The 16266-nt window shown below is 71.5% G+C and carries 12 protein-coding genes; 5 read left to right on the top strand and 7 right to left on the bottom strand.

The window, feature by feature from the left end:
• The first annotated feature begins 109 nt into the window (after nucleotides 1-109).
• Entirely contained in the window at nucleotides 110-1834 is a 1725-nt protein-coding gene (locus ACZ7IF_RS09460; RefSeq protein ID WP_470965610.1) for an LCP family protein, read from the top strand.
• An 88-nt stretch (nucleotides 1835-1922) separates the two neighbouring features.
• On the opposite strand, the gene ACZ7IF_RS09465 is transcribed toward ACZ7IF_RS09460, so the two are convergent.
• Nucleotides 1923-2951, bottom strand: coding sequence for a glycosyltransferase family 2 protein (locus ACZ7IF_RS09465; protein WP_470965613.1), 1029 nt, complete (start codon nucleotides 2949-2951; stop codon nucleotides 1923-1925).
• Nucleotides 2952-3147: 196 nt separating this feature from the next.
• Between ACZ7IF_RS09465 and ACZ7IF_RS09470 the strand changes: the two genes are divergently transcribed.
• Nucleotides 3148-4647: an LCP family protein gene (locus tag ACZ7IF_RS09470; RefSeq protein WP_470965617.1), complete on the top strand. Its 1500-nt coding sequence runs from the start codon at nucleotides 3148-3150 to the stop codon at nucleotides 4645-4647.
• 15 nt (nucleotides 4648-4662) lie between these two features.
• Here the strand turns inward: ACZ7IF_RS09470 and ACZ7IF_RS09475 are convergent, their stop codons facing one another.
• The 3 genes from ACZ7IF_RS09475 to ACZ7IF_RS09485 all read right to left on the bottom strand — a co-directional run bounded on the left by ACZ7IF_RS09475 (nucleotide 4663) and on the right by ACZ7IF_RS09485 (nucleotide 8090).
• Entirely contained in the window at nucleotides 4663-6186 is a 1524-nt protein-coding gene (locus ACZ7IF_RS09475; RefSeq protein ID WP_470965619.1) for a glycosyltransferase family 39 protein, read from the bottom strand.
• A 138-nt stretch (nucleotides 6187-6324) separates the two neighbouring features.
• The gene (locus ACZ7IF_RS09480; protein ID WP_470965621.1) at nucleotides 6325-7494 is read right to left on the bottom strand and encodes an acyltransferase family protein; all 1170 of its coding nucleotides are present in this window, start codon (nucleotides 7492-7494) and stop codon (nucleotides 6325-6327) included.
• 128 nt (nucleotides 7495-7622) lie between these two features.
• A complete protein-coding gene (locus ACZ7IF_RS09485) occupies nucleotides 7623-8090 on the bottom strand; it encodes an acyl-CoA thioesterase (RefSeq protein WP_470966716.1) in 468 nt (155 codons plus the stop codon).
• 175 nt (nucleotides 8091-8265) lie between these two features.
• On the opposite strand from ACZ7IF_RS09485, the gene ACZ7IF_RS09490 reads away from it, so the two are divergent.
• Entirely contained in the window at nucleotides 8266-9576 is a 1311-nt protein-coding gene (locus ACZ7IF_RS09490) for an LCP family protein (RefSeq protein ID WP_470965624.1), read from the top strand.
• Nucleotides 9577-9753: 177 nt separating this feature from the next.
• Nucleotides 9754-10911, top strand: a complete 1158-nt coding sequence (locus tag ACZ7IF_RS09495; protein WP_470965627.1) for an acyltransferase family protein — start codon at nucleotides 9754-9756, stop codon at nucleotides 10909-10911.
• 55 nt (nucleotides 10912-10966) lie between these two features.
• Here ACZ7IF_RS09495 and ACZ7IF_RS09500 read toward each other — a convergent pair whose 3' ends face one another.
• The 3 genes from ACZ7IF_RS09500 to ACZ7IF_RS09510 form a co-directional block, all read right to left on the bottom strand.
• The gene (locus tag ACZ7IF_RS09500) at nucleotides 10967-11683 is read right to left on the bottom strand and encodes a polyprenol monophosphomannose synthase (protein WP_125816695.1); all 717 of its coding nucleotides are present in this window, start codon (nucleotides 11681-11683) and stop codon (nucleotides 10967-10969) included.
• A gap of 113 nt (nucleotides 11684-11796) precedes the next feature.
• On the bottom strand, nucleotides 11797-12879 hold the full coding sequence (gene manB / locus ACZ7IF_RS09505) for a mannose-1-phosphate guanylyltransferase (RefSeq protein WP_470965630.1): 1083 nt from the start codon (nucleotides 12877-12879) through the stop codon (nucleotides 11797-11799).
• Between the two features lie 417 nt (nucleotides 12880-13296).
• Nucleotides 13297-14454, bottom strand: a complete 1158-nt coding sequence (locus ACZ7IF_RS09510; protein WP_470965633.1) for an acyl-CoA dehydrogenase family protein — start codon at nucleotides 14452-14454, stop codon at nucleotides 13297-13299.
• Between the two features lie 239 nt (nucleotides 14455-14693).
• Here ACZ7IF_RS09510 and ACZ7IF_RS09515 point away from each other — a divergent pair, with 239 nt between their 5' ends.
• On the top strand, nucleotides 14694-16037 hold the full coding sequence (locus ACZ7IF_RS09515; protein ID WP_470965636.1) for a UDP-glucose dehydrogenase family protein: 1344 nt from the start codon (nucleotides 14694-14696) through the stop codon (nucleotides 16035-16037).
• The last annotated feature ends 229 nt before the right edge of the window (nucleotides 16038-16266 follow it).

A 16266-nucleotide genomic window follows, 5' to 3' on the forward strand; every position in this document is an offset into this window, starting at 1 on the left:
ACAGCACGGCACCAGCACCACCGAATCTTTTCGACCGACCGGCGCATGACGGGCGGTAGCCGGTAGGACCGGCACAATACCGACCAGTAGTGATCTTGAGGGGGGACGTGTGAAGCACAGCAGCGTGCGGGGGGAGGGGGCGCCCGACCAGGCCGCCGACGGCATATCCGACGGCGACGGGGAAGCCGCCGCCTCGGTGCCCCCGCCCCGGAAGGGCTCGGGTACGACCCAGCCCCCGGAAGGTGGGCTCCCGGTCCGGCGGCGGCGCCGCCGGGTGCTGTTCTGGGTGGCGTCCGTCATGGCGTTCCTGATCCTGGGGACCTCGGCGGCCGGGTACCTCTACTACCGTCATCTCGACGGCAACATCCGCAGCGGGCAGCGCCTGAGCGGAGAGAGCGGCGTGGAGAAGACCCACGCCAACGCCAAGGGCCAGCGGCCGCTGAACATCCTGCTGATCGGCTCGGACAGCCGCAACAAGCCCGAGAACGTCGAACTCGGCGGCAGCCGCGACACCGTGGGGAACCCCCCGCTCGCGGACGTGCAGATGCTGCTGCACGTGTCGGCCGACCGGGAGAACGCCTCCGTGGTGAGCGTCCCGCGCGACACCCGGGTCGAGATACCCGAGTGCACGGACCCGAAGACCGGCGAGAAGTTCAAGAAGACCCGGGCGATGATCAACGAGTCGCTCGGCCGCGGCGGCCCCGGCTGCACGCTGGCCACGTGGGAGAACCTGACCAACGTCTACATCGACCACTGGATGATGATCGACTTCTCCGGTGTGGTGCAGATGGCCGACGCGGTCGGCGGTGTCCCGGTCTGCGTCAAGGACAACGTCTGGGACCGGCCGCTGGCCACCTCCGGCGGCGGCTCCGGCCTCAAGCTCCAGAAGGGCACGACCCGGGTCAAGGGCGAGCAGGCCCTCCAGTGGCTGCGCACCCGGCACGCGTTCAGCAGCGACCTGGGCCGGGCGCAGGCCCAGCACATGTACATGAACTCGATGATGCGCGAGCTCAAGGGCCAGAACGCCTTCACCGACGTCGGCCGGATCACGGCGCTGGCCGAGGCCGGCACCAAGGCGCTGGAGGTCTCCGAGGAGATCGGCTCGGTCAAGAAGCTCTACAACCTGGCCATGCAGCTCAAGGACGTGCCGACCAACCGCATCACGATGACGACGATGCCGACCTTCCAGGACCCCTCGGACCGGGACCGGCTCATCGTGAACCCGACGGACGCCGACAAGCTGTGGGCGATGCTCCGCAAGGACGTGGCCTTCGACAAGAACGGCACTCCGACGGCCCCGCAGAGCCCCTCCGCACAGGCCTCACCCTCCGCGTCCGCCCCCGCCCCGGGCGCCTCGCAGCCCGCGCAGCCGGGCCAGTCGGCGCAGCCGGGCCAGGAGCCGTCGAAGGATCCGGTGACGGCCCCGGACAAGATCCAGGTCAACGTGGTCAACGGCACCGCCGTGGAGAAGATGCCGCTGGCGCCCCGGCGGGCCAACGTGGTGGCGGAGGCCCTGGTCTCCAAGGGCTTCACGGGGGCCCGCGCGGACAGCGCGCTGACCCCGGAGAAGACCACCGTCGTGCGCTACCCGACCCCCGACCTGGCCGACGAGGCGCAGAGCGTGGCGGCGGCCATGGGCATCCCGGGCACCGCGGTGCAGCAGTCGGCGGACGTCTCCCGGATCACCCTGGTCGTGGGTGCCGACTGGCGCGACGGCGCCGTCTACCCGCAGCAGGCGCCGCCGGAGGCCGGTTCCGTGCCGGACTCGGCGGACGCCCTCAACGGTTCGGACACCGGGGCCTGCATGGAGGTCTACAAGCCGTACCGCTGGTGAGCCGGCCCGCATGAACGCGAAGGGGTGGCCCGGTCCGCGAAGGACCGGGCCACCCCTTGCGCCGTGTCCGGGGTCCGGACGGGCGGTGTCAGACCTGCGAGGGGTCCCGGCCCGGGACCGAGGGGCGGCGGCTCGCGATGACCTTGCGGGCCAGCGAGCGCGGGCTGGTGAGGAAGCCGAAGCCCCAGCACATGTGCATGGTGGCGAGGGCGACGGGGATCTGCGCCCGGGCCTTCAGCGACAGCCCCTTGCCCGCCGGGACGGAGCCGGCGGTGATCGCCGCGAGGTAGCCGGCCGGGACGGCGAAGGCCCACGGGGTGACGGCCGCGCCCGCCACGACACCGGCCGCGATCGCGCAGACGGCGGTCGGCGGGGCCAGGTAGCGCAGGTTGATGGAGCCCGAGTGGTAGCGGGCCACGACGTGGCGCCAGCGGCCGTAGTCCTTGTACTGCTTGGCCAGGGCCCGTACGGAGGGCCGCGGGCGGTACTGGACCTTCAGCTCGGGCGAGAACCAGATGAGCCCGCCCGCCTCGCGGATGCGGAAGTTCAGCTCCCAGTCCTGGGCGCGGATGAACTCCTCGTTGTACCCGCCCTGCTGTTCGAGGGCCTCGCGGCGGAAGACGCCGAGGTAGACGGTCTCGGCCGGGCCGGCCTGGCCGCCGGTGTGGAAGGCCGCGTTGCCGACGCCGATCTTCGAGGTCATCGCGGCGGCGACGGCTTCCTCCCAGGCGTTCTCGCCCTCGGCGTGCATGATGCCGCCGACGTTCTGCGCGCCGGTCTCCTCCAGGAGGCGGACGGCGGTGGCGATGTAGTTCGGGGAGAGCATGCCGTGGCCGTCGACGCGGACGACGATCGGGTGGCGGGAGGCCTTGATCGCGGCGTTGAGGGCGGCGGGGGTCCGTCCGGTGGGGTTCGGGACGGTGTGTACGCGGGGGTCTTCGCGTACGAGCTCGGCGGCGATCTCGTCGGTGCGGTCCGTGGACGGCCCGAGCGCGATCACCACCTCCATCTCGCCTGCGTACTCCTGTCCGAGGATGTGCCGGACGGAGTCACGCAGGTGGCGCTCCTCGTTGAGCACCGGCATGATCACCGAGACTGCGGGCTGCTGGGCGGGCATGTCGTCCTTCACGGTCGGGTATCGGTGTCACGTTACCGCGTACGGGGGAAACGGGTGCGCGGCGGACGAGCGGTACGGACAGCGGCTGATCGTATGGGCCTACTGTTCTGACGAATCTGCCCGATGTGCCGGCCGGTCAGCACCGTGAGCGAACCGCCGGCTCCGTCCCCGTGCTGTCCCCGCGGAGGTGTCCACCGTGCCCCAGCCGCACCGTCCCACCCCACCCGCCAGGCCCTCCCAGCCGCAGCGTGCGCGCGGCGGCGGCCGTCAGGGCCGGCGCCGGGACGGCCGGCCCCGGTGGGGGGTACGGATCGCGGCCGGACTGTCTGTGGTGGTGCTGGGGTCCGGAGCCGTCGGGCACGCGGTGATGACCGGCCTGGACACCGGGATCGAACGGGTCGACCCCTTCAAGGACATGAAGAACCGCCCGCAGGCCGGGCACGGGCTGAACTTCCTGCTCGTCGGCACCGACGGCCGGGACAGGATCAGCCCGGAGGAGAAGCGCGAGTACCGGCTCGGCGGCGCCCCCTGCCACTGCACCGACACGATCATGCTGGTGCACCTCTCCGCCGACCGGGAGCGGGCCAGCGTGGTCAGCCTGCCCCGCGACAGCTACGCCGAGCTGCCCGCGCACCGCGACCCGGTGACCGGCAGACCGCACCGGCCCCACCCCGTGAAGCTCAACGCGGCCTACGCCGAGGGCGGGCCGAACCTGACCGTGCGCACCGTGGAGAACATGACCCGGGTCAAGATCGACCACTACCTGGAGGTCGACTTCAGCAGCTTCATGAAGACCGTCGACGCGATGGGCGGGGTGGAGATCTGCACCGTCAAGGCCCTGCACGACCAGAACACCGGCCTGGACCTGCTGCCCGGCACGCACCGGCTCAGCGGCGGCCAGGCCCTGCAGTACGTGCGCTCCCGCCATGTCGACGGGGCCTCCGACCTGGGCCGCATGCAGCGCCAGCAGCGGTTCGTGGCCGCCCTCGTCAAACAGGCCACCGGGGGCGGGGTGCTGCTCAACCCGGTGAAGTTCAAGGAGGTCAGCTCCACCCTGCTGGGGTCGGTGCGGGCCGACCGCGACTTCGGCTCGGAGCAGATGCTGGCGCTGGGGCAGGCCATGCGCGACTTCACGCCCTCCTCGTCCGAGTTCGCCTCGGTGCCGGTCGGGGACGCCTCGTACCCGGTCAAGGGCATCGGCTCGACGGTGAAGTGGGACGGTCCGAAGGCCGCCCGGCTCTTCGAGTCGCTCCGCCAGGACCGCCCGCTCGCCCCGCCCAGGCCCGGCGGGGGCACCGGCGGGCGGCAGCGGCCCGCCGCCGTGCCGGTGGACGTGCCGCCGCAGCAGATCCGGGTCCAGGTGGAGAACGGGACCCGGATCGACGGGCTCGGCGGCCGGGTGGACGAGGCCCTGCGCGCCACCGGCTTCGACACCACTCGCGCCCCGGGCAACGCCGCCAGCCGCGACGTCCGGCGCACGGTGATCGCGTACGACCCGCGCTGGGACCGCTCCGCGCGCACGGTGGCGGCCGCGCTGCCGGGCAGCGAGCTGCGCGCGGTCGCCGGGCAGGGCCGCACGGTGCTGGTGACGGCCGGCTCGGAGTACCGCAAGGTGGTGCCGGTGCGGGCCGAGGACCCCTACCAGGGCGGCGGGGCCCAGGCCGTCACCGGCGACCAGGTGGTGTGCGGGCCGTAGCCGTAGCCGCGGCCGCTAGGCGGCGCGCTCCAGCAGGGTGACGCTCAGGCCGCGCACCGTCTTGCTCTCGACCACCCGGTAGTGGCTGCGCAGCGCGTCGGCCTGCTCCTTCGGGAGCTTGTGGTACGGATCCTTCGTACCGCTCCAGGTCACCACCCACACCCGCGGGGTGGCACGGAGGCACTGCGCGGGCCGGGCGCACTCCTGCGGGAACAGGTCGTCGCTCTCCAGCGCCGAGCGCTCCGCGAAGACGTCCCTGAGCTGGACGCGGTCCGGCAGGAAGTACTCCACCTGGAAGTCGATCATGAACACCCGGTCCGCGCCGCGCACGGGCACGAACCCGTCCCCGGGCCGGTAGCCCTTGCTGATGACCTGCGCCGCGGCCTGGCCGTCGAGGCCGACCCTGGCCCACTCCGTCCGCATCTGCCGCTGGTCGGGAAGGCCGAGGAGGACCAGCGCGGCCAGCACGAGCGCCCCGGCCCGCAGCGGCCGCAGCGCGGCCAGGGCGGCGGCCGCGAGCACCACCCAGGCGGGCAGGGTGAAGAGCAGGTAGCGGTCCATGAAGTACGAGGTGCTGCCCTGCGAGACCACCCAGGCCGCCCCGATCGGGGCCGCGCCGGTCAGCAGGAGCTCCACGGCGGGCCGCCGGCCCCGGCTCCAGGCGAGCGGGAGCAGCACCAGCGCGGCGAGGGCGAGGCCGATCGTCGGGGAGCCGAAGAGGTTGCTCCAGAGGTCGGCGACGCTCCGCAGGTGCGGGGTCTTGATCCAGCTGATCTGGCGGCCGACCTGGCGCTGCCCCAGCAGCACCAGCGGGACCACGGGGAGCAGCGCGACGGCCACCGTGACCGCGAAGGCGGCGACGGTGCGCCCGCGCCGGTCCCGCCACCAGCGCAGCAGCACGATCAGGCCGTGCGGCAGCAGGAAGAGCAGGGACACGACGTGGAACAGCCCGGCCGCCGCCACGGCGAGGGCGTACGGGGCCCAGCGCCGCAGGACCGGCCGCTCCAGCGCCCGCAGCAGCAGCCAGGTCGCGGCGCTGACGGCGAGCACGACGAAGGCGTACGACCGCGCCTCCTGGCCGTACCGGGACACGGCGGGCACGAAGGCGAAGAGCAGCCCGGTGAAGACCGCCGTCCGGCGGTCGAAGAGCGTACGGGCCGTCAGGACGGCGAAGGCGGCGGCGCCGGCCATGGCGAGCGCCGACGGGAGCCGGAGCATGGCGGTGGAGTCCCCGAAGACGGAGACCCAGCCGTGCAGCAGGAGGTAGTAGAGGCCGGAGACCGCGTCGACGTGGCCCAGCATGTCGACGAGCTCGCCGGTGCTGCGCGAGGCGGCGTTCCAGCTGGCGAGCTCGTCCCGCCAGGGCTGGGCGCGGCCGATGCCGACGGCGGCGACGGCGAGGGTCAGCAGGGCGGCCCACAGCCAGTCGTAGCGGGCCGACCGGGTGGCCCGCGAGGCGTCCCGGGAGCCCGTTCCCCCGTCCGGGACGTGCCGGCCGGGGCCTGCCTCGGCCGCGGTCGCCGTACTGCTGCTGGTCATCTGGTCGTACCTTCCGGATCCGTCGGATCGGCTGTGGGGTGGCCTCGGCGCGGGGGCGGCCCGGACCTCGCTCGACGTCACAGGGTAAGTCGCGGCCCGGGGCCCCATCCAATTCCGCCGGGCACCCGGCGGACGCTCCTAGCGGGAGACGACCGCCGGGTCCTTCTTCGGAAGCGAGAAGCTCGCGCTCTCCAGCATCCGCTTGAGCCACGCCGAACCGGGGCGCTCGATGAAGCGGTGGACCAGCCAGGAGAGCAGCAGGATCGCCGCCAGGCACATCGCGAGCAGGGGGTACGGAGCGAGCCCGTGGTCGCGGCCCCAGCGGATCAGCGCCCAGCCGATCTCCTGGTGCAGCAGGTAGACGGGGTAGGTGAGGGCGCCGGCGACGGTCAGCCACTTCCACTGGATCCTGTTGAAGAGGCCGGTCGCGGCGGCCAGCATCACCAGGAAGAACACGGCCGTGATGGCCGCGGCGACCGGCCACGACAGGTCGTAGCCCACTTCGTGCCGGTAGGCCCCCACGGTGACGTGCAGCCGGTTCTGTGCGATGAGCCAGGAGAAGGCGACGACCCCGATCAGCATCGGGTTCACACCGAAGCGGTAGATCAGGTACATGGCCACGCCCGCGATGAAGTACGGGGCGTCGTTCGGCAGGAACAGCAGGTCCATCAGGCCGAGCTGCGTGTACGGGGCGATCACGGCCAGGATCGTCCAGATCCCGCAGAACGCCAGGACCCGGCGGTAGGTGAGCCCCATGACGGCGACGACGGCGAAGAGCAGGTAGAAGCGGAGCTCGACCCAGAGGGTCCAGTACACGCCGTCGGCGTCGGGCACCCACAGGGGCTTCTGCAACATGGTGAGGTTGGCCAGCAGGTCACTGACGCCCAGCGGCTTGCGGCTCGGCCGGACGGTGGCGGCGAAGTTCACCACGAGGGCGGTGGCGATGACGCCGAACCAGTAGGCGGGGTAGAGCCGGACCACGCGGGATATGAAGTAGTCCCGGGGGGAACGGCCCCAGCACGACATGCAGATGACGAAGCCGCTGATCAGGAAGAAGAGCTGGACCCCCATCCAGCCATACGCGGTGATGCCGTTGACGGTGGGCATCATCGCCTTGGGCTTCTGGCCCCACACTTCCGGGTGGAGGTTGACGCCGGTCCAGTGGAAGGCGACCACGGACAGCGCGGCCATCAGGCGCAGCGCGTCCAGGACGTAGAGGCGCGGGCGGCGCGCACGCCCCTTGTCGCGCTGCTCCTGCTGGGGCGGTATGGCGTCGAGCAGTACGGGTACTTGTGTGGCAGGAGTCATGAGGGGAACAGCTCCACGAAGTGTCCGGCTTGGAATCGACGCCCCCCGGTCGTCGCCCGACACTCTAGACGCAGCCGGGCGCCGATGCCGTCCGATGGCCTTTCAGTGGTCGACTCCACACCCGGAACTCAGTCGTCGAGGCCCTCGGCGGCCCGCCGCTCACGCAGCTCGGTGATCGCCTGGCGGCGGGCGAGCCGGTGGGTGCGGCGGATCTGGGCCTCCTGGTAGCGGCGCTCGTCCTGCTCGGTCTCCGGGATCACCGGCGGGACCTGGCGGGGCTTGCCGTCGGAGTCCACCGCGGTGAAGACGAGGTAGGCGCTGCCGACCTGGGTGGCGGGGCTCGACTCGTTCCACCGCTCCGCCAGGACGCGTACGCCGACCTCCATCGAGGTGCGGCCGGTCCAGTTGACCTGCGCCCGGACGTGGACCAGGTCGCCGACGCGGACGGGGGCGAGGAAGGCCATCTCGTCCATGGAGGCGGTGACGGCGGGCCCGCCGGAGTGTCGTCCGGCCACGGCGCCGGCGGCGTCGTCCACCAGCTTCATGATCACGCCGCCGTGCACGGTGCCGAGCAGGTTGGTGTCGTTGGCCGTCATGATGTGGCTGAGGGTGGTCCGGGACGCCGAGATCGGCTTGCCCTCGGGTGCGTCCGGTATCTGTGTCACGCAAATACCTTAAGTGCGGTTCGTAGGCATCAGGTGTGCAACAGGCGCGGTACGAAGCGTGGACCGGGGTGTCGGGCGGTGGTCCCGGGCGGGCATCCTTGTCCGCATGAGTGACTGGGACGGGTACGGCGAGCGCGAGGCGCGGGGCCGCCGCGATGACGGGTACGGGCGCGGCAGCGGGCAGGCGCAGCCGGACGGGGCGCAGCGGATGCGTCACGTCCAGCGGCAGCCCCAGCAGCGGCAGCCGCAGCGCCCGGCGCGTCCGCCGGTCCCGCCGCAGTCCCCGCCGCCGGGCGGCCGTCCGGGGTACGGGGTGCCGGCGCAGCAGACGCAGGGTCCCGACGCCGCGTTCGACAGCGGCTACAACACCGGCCAGGTGTACGGCCGTCCCGCCGGCCCCGGTGGGCCCGGTGGGCCCGGCCGGCCGCAGGGGCCGGCCCCGGACTGGCGCAAGCGGATCAAGATCGGTTCGATCGCGGTGGTCTCCGTACTCCTCGTGACCGGCATCGGCACCTACTTCTGGGCCGACTCCCAGGTGCGCCGCGAGGTCGACCTGTCGAAGGTCATCGAGCGCCCGAAGGAGGGCGACTGCACCACTTACCTGATCGTGGGCTCCGACAGCCGCGAGGGGATGTCCGACGAGGAGAAGAAGAAGCTCCACACGGGCTCCGCCGAGGGCAAGCGCACCGACTCGATGATGATCCTGGCGAAGTGCTCCAGCGGGAACACCATGATCTCGCTGCCGCGCGACTCGGACGTGGAGATCCCCTCCTTCGTCGGCTCCCAGTCGGGCAAGAAGTTCCCCTCGCAGGGGCGCCGGGTCAAGCTCAACGCCGCGTACGCGGAGGACGGGCCGGAGCTGCTGGTGCGGACGGTGGAGTTCAACACCGGCCTGCGCATCGACCACTACGCCGAGATCGGCTTCGCCGGCTTCGCGAACATCGTGGACGCGCTCGGCGGGGTGGAGCTGGACATCGAGCAGGGCTTCAAGGACGAGAAGTCGGGCGCCGACTTCAAGGCGGGCAAGCAGACCCTCAACGGCGAGCAGTCGCTGGCCTTCGTCCGCACCCGGTACGCCTTCGCCGAGTCGGACCTCCAGCGGACGAAGAACCAGCAGAAGTTCCTGTCCGCGCTCGCGAGCCAGGCCGCCACCCCGGGCACGGTCCTCAACCCCTTCTCCCTCTACCCGGTCATGGGCGCCGGCCTGGACACGCTGATCGTGGACAAGGACATGGGGCTGTGGGACATGGGCCAGATGTTCTTCGCGATGAAGGGCATCAGCGGCGGTGACGGCGTGTCGCTGAACATGCCGATCTCCGGTCAGCGCGGCGGCAACCTCGTCTGGGACAAGGCGAAGGTGCAGCAGCTGGTCAAGGAGATCCAGAACGACCAGAAGGTGACCGTCAAGGGGCAGTGATCCGGGCTCCGAACGGGTGAGGGGCCGGTGTTCGCTCGATCACTGCCTGTGGACAGCCCGCCGGTTTTCTCGTAAGACTGTTGCGGCCCAGACGCCCGGGGGAAGGCGCGAATGGGCCCGTGAACCGGCGCGGCCGTAAAAAATTCGGGCACGCGTCCGCCTGCCCGTGGAGCCTCCATGTCCCTGCATCCGTCCCCGCGCGTCCTCGAAGACCGACGGGAGGACGGCGACCGTCCCCTTGTGCCGTCCTCCCGGCCGGGGCAGGGGACCCCGCCGGCCGCGCGGCCGCCCCGGCTGGGCGTACTGGACGGGCTGCGGATCCTCGCGGCGGTGCTGGTGCTGGTGCACCACTACACCCGTCAGGAGGTGTGGGGGCGGGACGCCTTCGGGTGGCTGACGGTGGTCGGCCGGTACAGCTGGATGGGCGTGGAGCTGTTCTTCATGATCAGCGGCTTCGTCATCTGCATGTCGGCCTGGGGGCGGCCGCTCGGCAGCTACCTGCGCAGCCGGGTCATCCGGCTGGGACCCGCGTACTGGTTCTGCGTACTGGTCACCATGGGCGTGATGCTGGCCGTCCAGAAGCCCTTCGGCGGGGCCGGGCCGGGGCTGAGCCAGGTGCTCACCAACCTGACGATGGTGCAGACCCCGCTGGGCAGCTCGCCGATGGACGCGTCGTACTGGACGCTCTGGTCCGAGGTCCGCTTCTACCTGATCTTCGCCGTGGTCGCGTGGACGGGCCTGACGTACCGCAAGGTGCTGAACTTCTGCTGGATCTGGACGGTGGCCTCGCTGCTGGCGCCCGGTTCCGGGCTGCCGGTGCTCCAGGTGCTGGCGAACCCGAACTACTCGCCGCTGTTCATCTCCGGCATCTGCTTCTACCTGATCCGCCGTGAGGGGGCGCGCGCGGGCGAGCCGTGGGCGCTGCTGGTGTTCTCCTGGCTGCTGATGCAGCGCTGGCTGAACGACATCGTCCAGTGGAACACCGTCAAGGGCGACCGGCTGTCCTGGGAGATGTGCCTGCTCGTCGTGACCCTGTGCTACGTGGTGATGGCCGCCGTGGCGCTGGGCCTGCTCGACCGGGTCGACTGGCGCTGGCTGTCGGTCGCGGGGGCCATGTCGTACCCGCTGTACCTGCTGCACCAGCAGATCGGGGTGACCCTGCTGAAGCAGTGGCACCGGGACGTCGAGCCGTGGACGCTGCTGCTGTCGGCGATGGCCGTGATGCTGCTGGCGTCCTGGCTGATCCAGCGGTTCGTGGAGCGGCCGGCGGCGGGCCGGCTGAAGCGCTTCCTGGAGGCCCGGCCGGCGGGGCGGGGCGGGCGGAAGACCGCGTAGGGAAAAGGAGGAGGGGCAGCCCCGCCCGGGGTGCCCCTCCTCCTCTCGTTCCCGTCTACTTGCCGGCGCGGGCGCGGAGCTTCCACGGCATGGCGATGGACTCCAGCTGGACGGCCAGGTTCATCTTGGACTCGCCGACGGTGCGGTCCTCGAAGTGGATCGGGACCTCCATCACCTGGAAGCCGCGGCGCAGGGCCTTGTACTTCATCTCCACCTGGAAGCTGTAGCCGGCGCTGCCGATCGACGCGAGGTCGATCGCCTTGAGCGCGCCGGCGCTCCACAGGTTGAAGCCGCCGGTGATGTCGCGGACGCGGGTGCCCAGGATGGTGCTCGCGTACGCGTTGGCCCAGCGGGAGAGCAGCTTGCGGTGCGCGCCCCAGGCGTCGGAGAGGGTGCCGCCCGGCACGTAGCGGGAGCCGACGACGAGTCCGGCGCCGGTGGAGCGGGCGACGCCCAGCATCTCGGCGATCTTGCCGGCCGGGTGGGAGCCGTCGGCGTCCATCTGGAGCACGTACTCGGCGCCGTCCTCGACGGCCTTGGCCATGCCGGCCGCGTAGGCACGGCCGAGGCCGTCCTTGGCGGTGCGGTGCAGGACGGACATGCGGGGCTTGCCGTCCTCGGTGAGGAAGCCCTCGGCGAGCTCGTCGGCGATCTTGCCGGTGCCGTCGGGCGAGGAGTCGTCGACGATCAGCAGGCGCAGGCCCGGCTGGTCGAGACCCATGAGCAGCTCCACCATGCCCGGCAGGTTGCCCGCCTCGTTGTAGGTGGGCATGACCACGGTGAGCGGCGTGTCCGCCCAGGTGTCGGGGAGCTTGGTGGATGCGACGTCGGTCGCGCGGGGAGTCTGCTGCTCGCCTATCACAGGTTGTGCCTCACTCAAGTTGGTCACCGGTCGGAGGAGAAGCGGACGGAGGCGTCGGGCAGTTCAGCCTCGCACCACACCCGCACCCCTGCGCGAAGTTCGTTGTCAGCCCCGACGACGGCACCGTCGCCGATGACCGCGCCCGTCACCACCGTGCGCTTGCCGACCGAGGCGCCTGCGCCGATGAGGCTGGCGCTCACCACCGTGTCCGCGCCGAGGATCGCGCCGTCCAGCACGATGGAGCCCTGGACGACAGCACCCGATTCGATCCGGGCGCCGGCACCCACAACGGTACCGCCCGAGAGCTTGGCGCCTTCCGCCACCTCGGCACCGGGGAGCACGAGGGCCTCGCCGCGCGGGCCGGGGACGGCCGGGGAGGCGACGACGCCGCGCACCAGGTCGGCGGAGGCCTGGACGAAGGACTCGGGCTTGCCGAGGTCCAGCCAGTAGGTGTCCTCGGTGACGCCGTGGAGCTTGGCACCGGAGGCGAGCAGGCCCGGGAAGGTCTCGCGCTCGACGGATACCGCCCGGCCGGCCGGGATGGAGTCGATCACGCTGCGGCGGAAGACGTAGCAGCCGGCGTTGATCTGGTCGGTGATGATCTCCTCGGGGGTCTCCGGCTTCTCGGTGAAGGCCAGCACCCGCCCCTCGGAGTCGGTGGGGACCAGGCCGAAGGCGCGCGGGTCCTCGACGCGTACGAGGTGCAGGGAGACATCGGCGTCGGCCGCCTGGTGCGACTCGACCAGGCCGGCGATGTCCAGACCGGTGAGGATGTCGCCGTTGAAGACGAGGACCGGGGAGTCCGGGCCGCCCGTCAGGCGCTCCGCGGCGTTGCGGATGGCGCCGCCCGTGCCCAGCGGCTCGTCCTCGACGACGTATTCGAGGGTGATGCCGAAGGCGGAACCGTCGCCGAAGTAGGGCTCGAAGACCTCGGCGAGGTAGCAGGTGGCCATCACGATGTGCGTGACACCGGCGGCGGCGGCCCTGGCTATCTGGTGGGCGAGGAACGGGACGCCCGCTGCCGGAACCATCGGCTTGGGGGTGTTCACCGTCACGGGGCGCAGTCGCGTCCCCTGCCCGCCGACCAGCAGGATCGCTTCCGTCATTTTGTTCTCTCCCCAACCGGTTCGGGCGTACGAAGCTTCAAAGTTAGCCCATCCCGGGCGGTGCAAAGCCCGGAGGCGGGCCGGGCGGGCCGCCTCCGGCAACGTTCCGGTTACGGCGGGTTCCTCACTCTGCGCATGCGCGGGGGCCCGTCCGTCCCCTCTATATGTACGGCGTCCGGGCCGCGGGGCCGAAGAGCCGCTGCTCAGCGGCGAAACCCCGCCCGCGAGGTCCGCCCGCGCGCCGCGGGCGGCGCGGGCGGACGGGGATCCTTCCCCTCGGGCGGGGCGCGGCGGCCCGCGGGGGGCGCGCGCCTGCGGCCCGGCAGCCCGCTGGATCGGAATCGTTACAAAGGAGGGCGCACGGAAAGGCCCCCGTCGGATGCGGGGGCCTTTCGCGCGCGTACGGGCCGGGCTGCCTTACGGCAGGTTGCGGGCCATGACGATGCGCTGGACCTGGTTCGTTCCTTCATAAATCTGAGTGATCTTCGCGTCGCGCATCATGCGCTCGACCGGGTAGTCGCGGGTGTAGCCGTAGCCGCCGAGGAGCTGGACGGCGTCCGTGGTGACCTCCATGGCCACGTCGGAGGCGAAGCACTTGGCGGCGGCACCGAAGAAGGTCAGGTCGGAGTCGAGGCGCTCCGACTTGGCGGCGGCCGCGTAGGTCAGCTGGCGGGCGGCCTCGATCTTCATGGCCATGTCCGCGAGCATGAACTGCACGCCCTGGAAGTCGCCGATCGGCTTGCCGAACTGCTTGCGCTCCTGGACGTAGCCCTTGGCGTAGTCCAGCGCGCCCTGGGCGATGCCGAGGGCCTGGGCGGCGATGGTGATGCGGGTGTGGTCGAGGGTCTTCATCGCGGTGGCGAAGCCGGTGCCCTCGGCGCCGATCATGCGGTCGGCGGGGATGCGGACGTTGTCGAGGTAGACCTCGCGCGTCGGGGAGCCCTTGATGCCGAGCTTCTTCTCCGGGGCGCCGAAGGAGACGCCCTCGTCGGACTTCTCGACCACGAAGGCCGAGATGCCCTTGGAGCGCTTCTCCGGGTCGGTGACCGCCATGACGGTGTAGTAGTCGGAGACGCCCGCGTTGGTGATCCAGCGCTTGACGCCGTTGAGCACCCAGAAGTCGCCGTCGCGCACCGCGCGGGTCTTCATGCCGGCCGCGTCGGAGCCCGCGTCGGGCTCGGAGAGGCAGTACGAGAACATCGCGTCGCCCTTGGCCAGCGGGCCGAGGTACTTGGCCTTGAGCTCCTCGGAACCGGAGAGGATCACCGGGAGCGAGCCGAGCTTGTTCACGGCCGGGATGAGGGAGGAGGAGGCGCAGACGCGGGCCACCTCCTCGATCACGATCACGGTGGCGAGCGCGTCGGCGCCGGCACCGCCGTAGGTCTCGGGCACGTGGACGGCGTGCAGGTCGTTGGCGACCAGGGCGTCGAGGGCCTCCTGAGGGAATCGGGCCTCCTCGTCGACCGCGGCCGCGAACGGGAGGATCTTCGCCTCGCAGAGCGCGCGGACGGACTCGCGGAGCATGTCGTGCTCCTCGGCCGGGCGGTACAGGTCGAAGTCGGCAGAACCCGCCAAGATCTCTCACTCCCCAAGGTCACGCGCCGTGGGGCGCCGACAGCCGTGTGTCGCTGTCGCACGCTCGGCGCGGGATGCTAACTACCGTTAAGTAACCCAAATTCTAGTTCCCGGCGTCCGCACAGCGATATGCGGCACGTACGTGAGCTGCGTGACAGCGGGATGCTCCTGGGAACGTCCCCCCGGACCGGCCCGACTATGCTCGGGGCCGCAAACGGCCCCGCACCTCTGGAGCATCCATGGCCCCCCTCAAGATCACCGTGATCGGTACCGGCTACCTGGGCGCCACCCACGCCGCGGCCATGGCGGAACTCGGCTTCGAGGTGCTGGGCCTGGACGTGGTCCCGGAGAAGATCGCGATGCTGGCCGCCGGCCGGGCCCCGATGTACGAGCCGGGCCTGGAGGAGCTGCTCGCCAAGCACGGCGAGGGGCTGCCGGGATCCACCGGGCGGCTGCGGTTCACGCAGTCGTGGGAGGAGGTCGGCGAGTTCGGGGACGTCCACTTCGTGTGCGTGAACACCCCGCAGAAGCACGGCGAGTACGCCTGCGACATGTCGTACGTGGACGCGGCGTTCGAGTCGCTGGCCCCGCACCTGACCCGGCCGGCGCTGGTGGTCGGCAAGTCGACGGTGCCGGTGGGCTCCGCGGCGCGGCTCGCGGTGAAGCTGACGGAGCTGGCCCCGGCGGGCGCGGACGTGGAGCTGGCGTGGAACCCGGAGTTCCTGCGCGAGGGCTTCGCCGTGCAGGACACCCTGCACCCCGACCGGATCGTCATCGGCGTCCGGGGCGAGCGCGGCGAGAAGGTGCTGCGCGAGGTGTACGAGACCCCGATGTCCGAGGGCAGCCCGCTGGTGGTCACCGACTTCCCGACCTCCGAGCTGGTCAAGACGGCGGCCAACTCCTTCCTGGCGACCAAGATCTCCTTCATCAACGCGATGGCGGAGGTGTGCGAGGCCGCGGGCGGCGACGTGGTCAAGCTGGCCGAGGCCATCGGCCACGACGAGCGGATCGGCTCGAAGTTCCTGCGCGCCGGGATCGGCTTCGGCGGCGGCTGCCTGCCGAAGGACATCCGCGCCTTCATGGCCCGCGCCGGCGAGCTGGGCGCCGACCAGGCCCTGACCTTCCTGCGGGAGGTCGACTCCATCAACATGCGCCGCCGCGGCCACATGGTCGAGCTGGCCCGTGAGGCCGTCGGCGGCTCCTTCCTCGGCAAGCGGGTCGCCGTCCTCGGCGCCACCTTCAAGCCCGACTCCGACGACGTCCGCGACTCCCCCGCGCTCAACGTCGCCGGGCAGATCCACCTCCAGGGCGGCCAGGTCACCGTCTACGACCCCAAGGGCATGGACAACGCCCGCCGGGTCTTCCCCACCCTCGGCTACGCGGACTCCGCGCTCGCGGCGGCCCGCGGCGCCGAGGTCGTCCTGCACCTCACCGAATGGCGCGAGTTCCGCGACCTCGACCCGGCCGAGCTCGGCTCCGTCGTCACCGACCGCCTCGTCCTGGACGGGCGGAACGCGCTCGACCCGGTGCGCTGGCGCGCGGCCGGCTGGACGTACCGGGCGATGGGGCGCCCGCAGGCGTAACACCAGCCCCCACCTCACCGGACGGAGTCCGGTGCAGCGGTCCGAAGCCCCCGAGGCGCCCCGGCGCCGAGGGGCGCGAGGGCCGCGTCAAGAAGGGGACGGGCGGAACGCGCTCGACCCGGTGCGCTGGCGCGCGGCCGGCTGGACGTACCGGGCGATGGGGCGCCCGCAGGCGTAGCGGGCGCAAGGGATCCCGGGGGTCTGCCGGTTGAGCAGGGCATATATCCAT

The organism is Streptomyces sp. NPDC037421, from assembly GCF_055602105.1.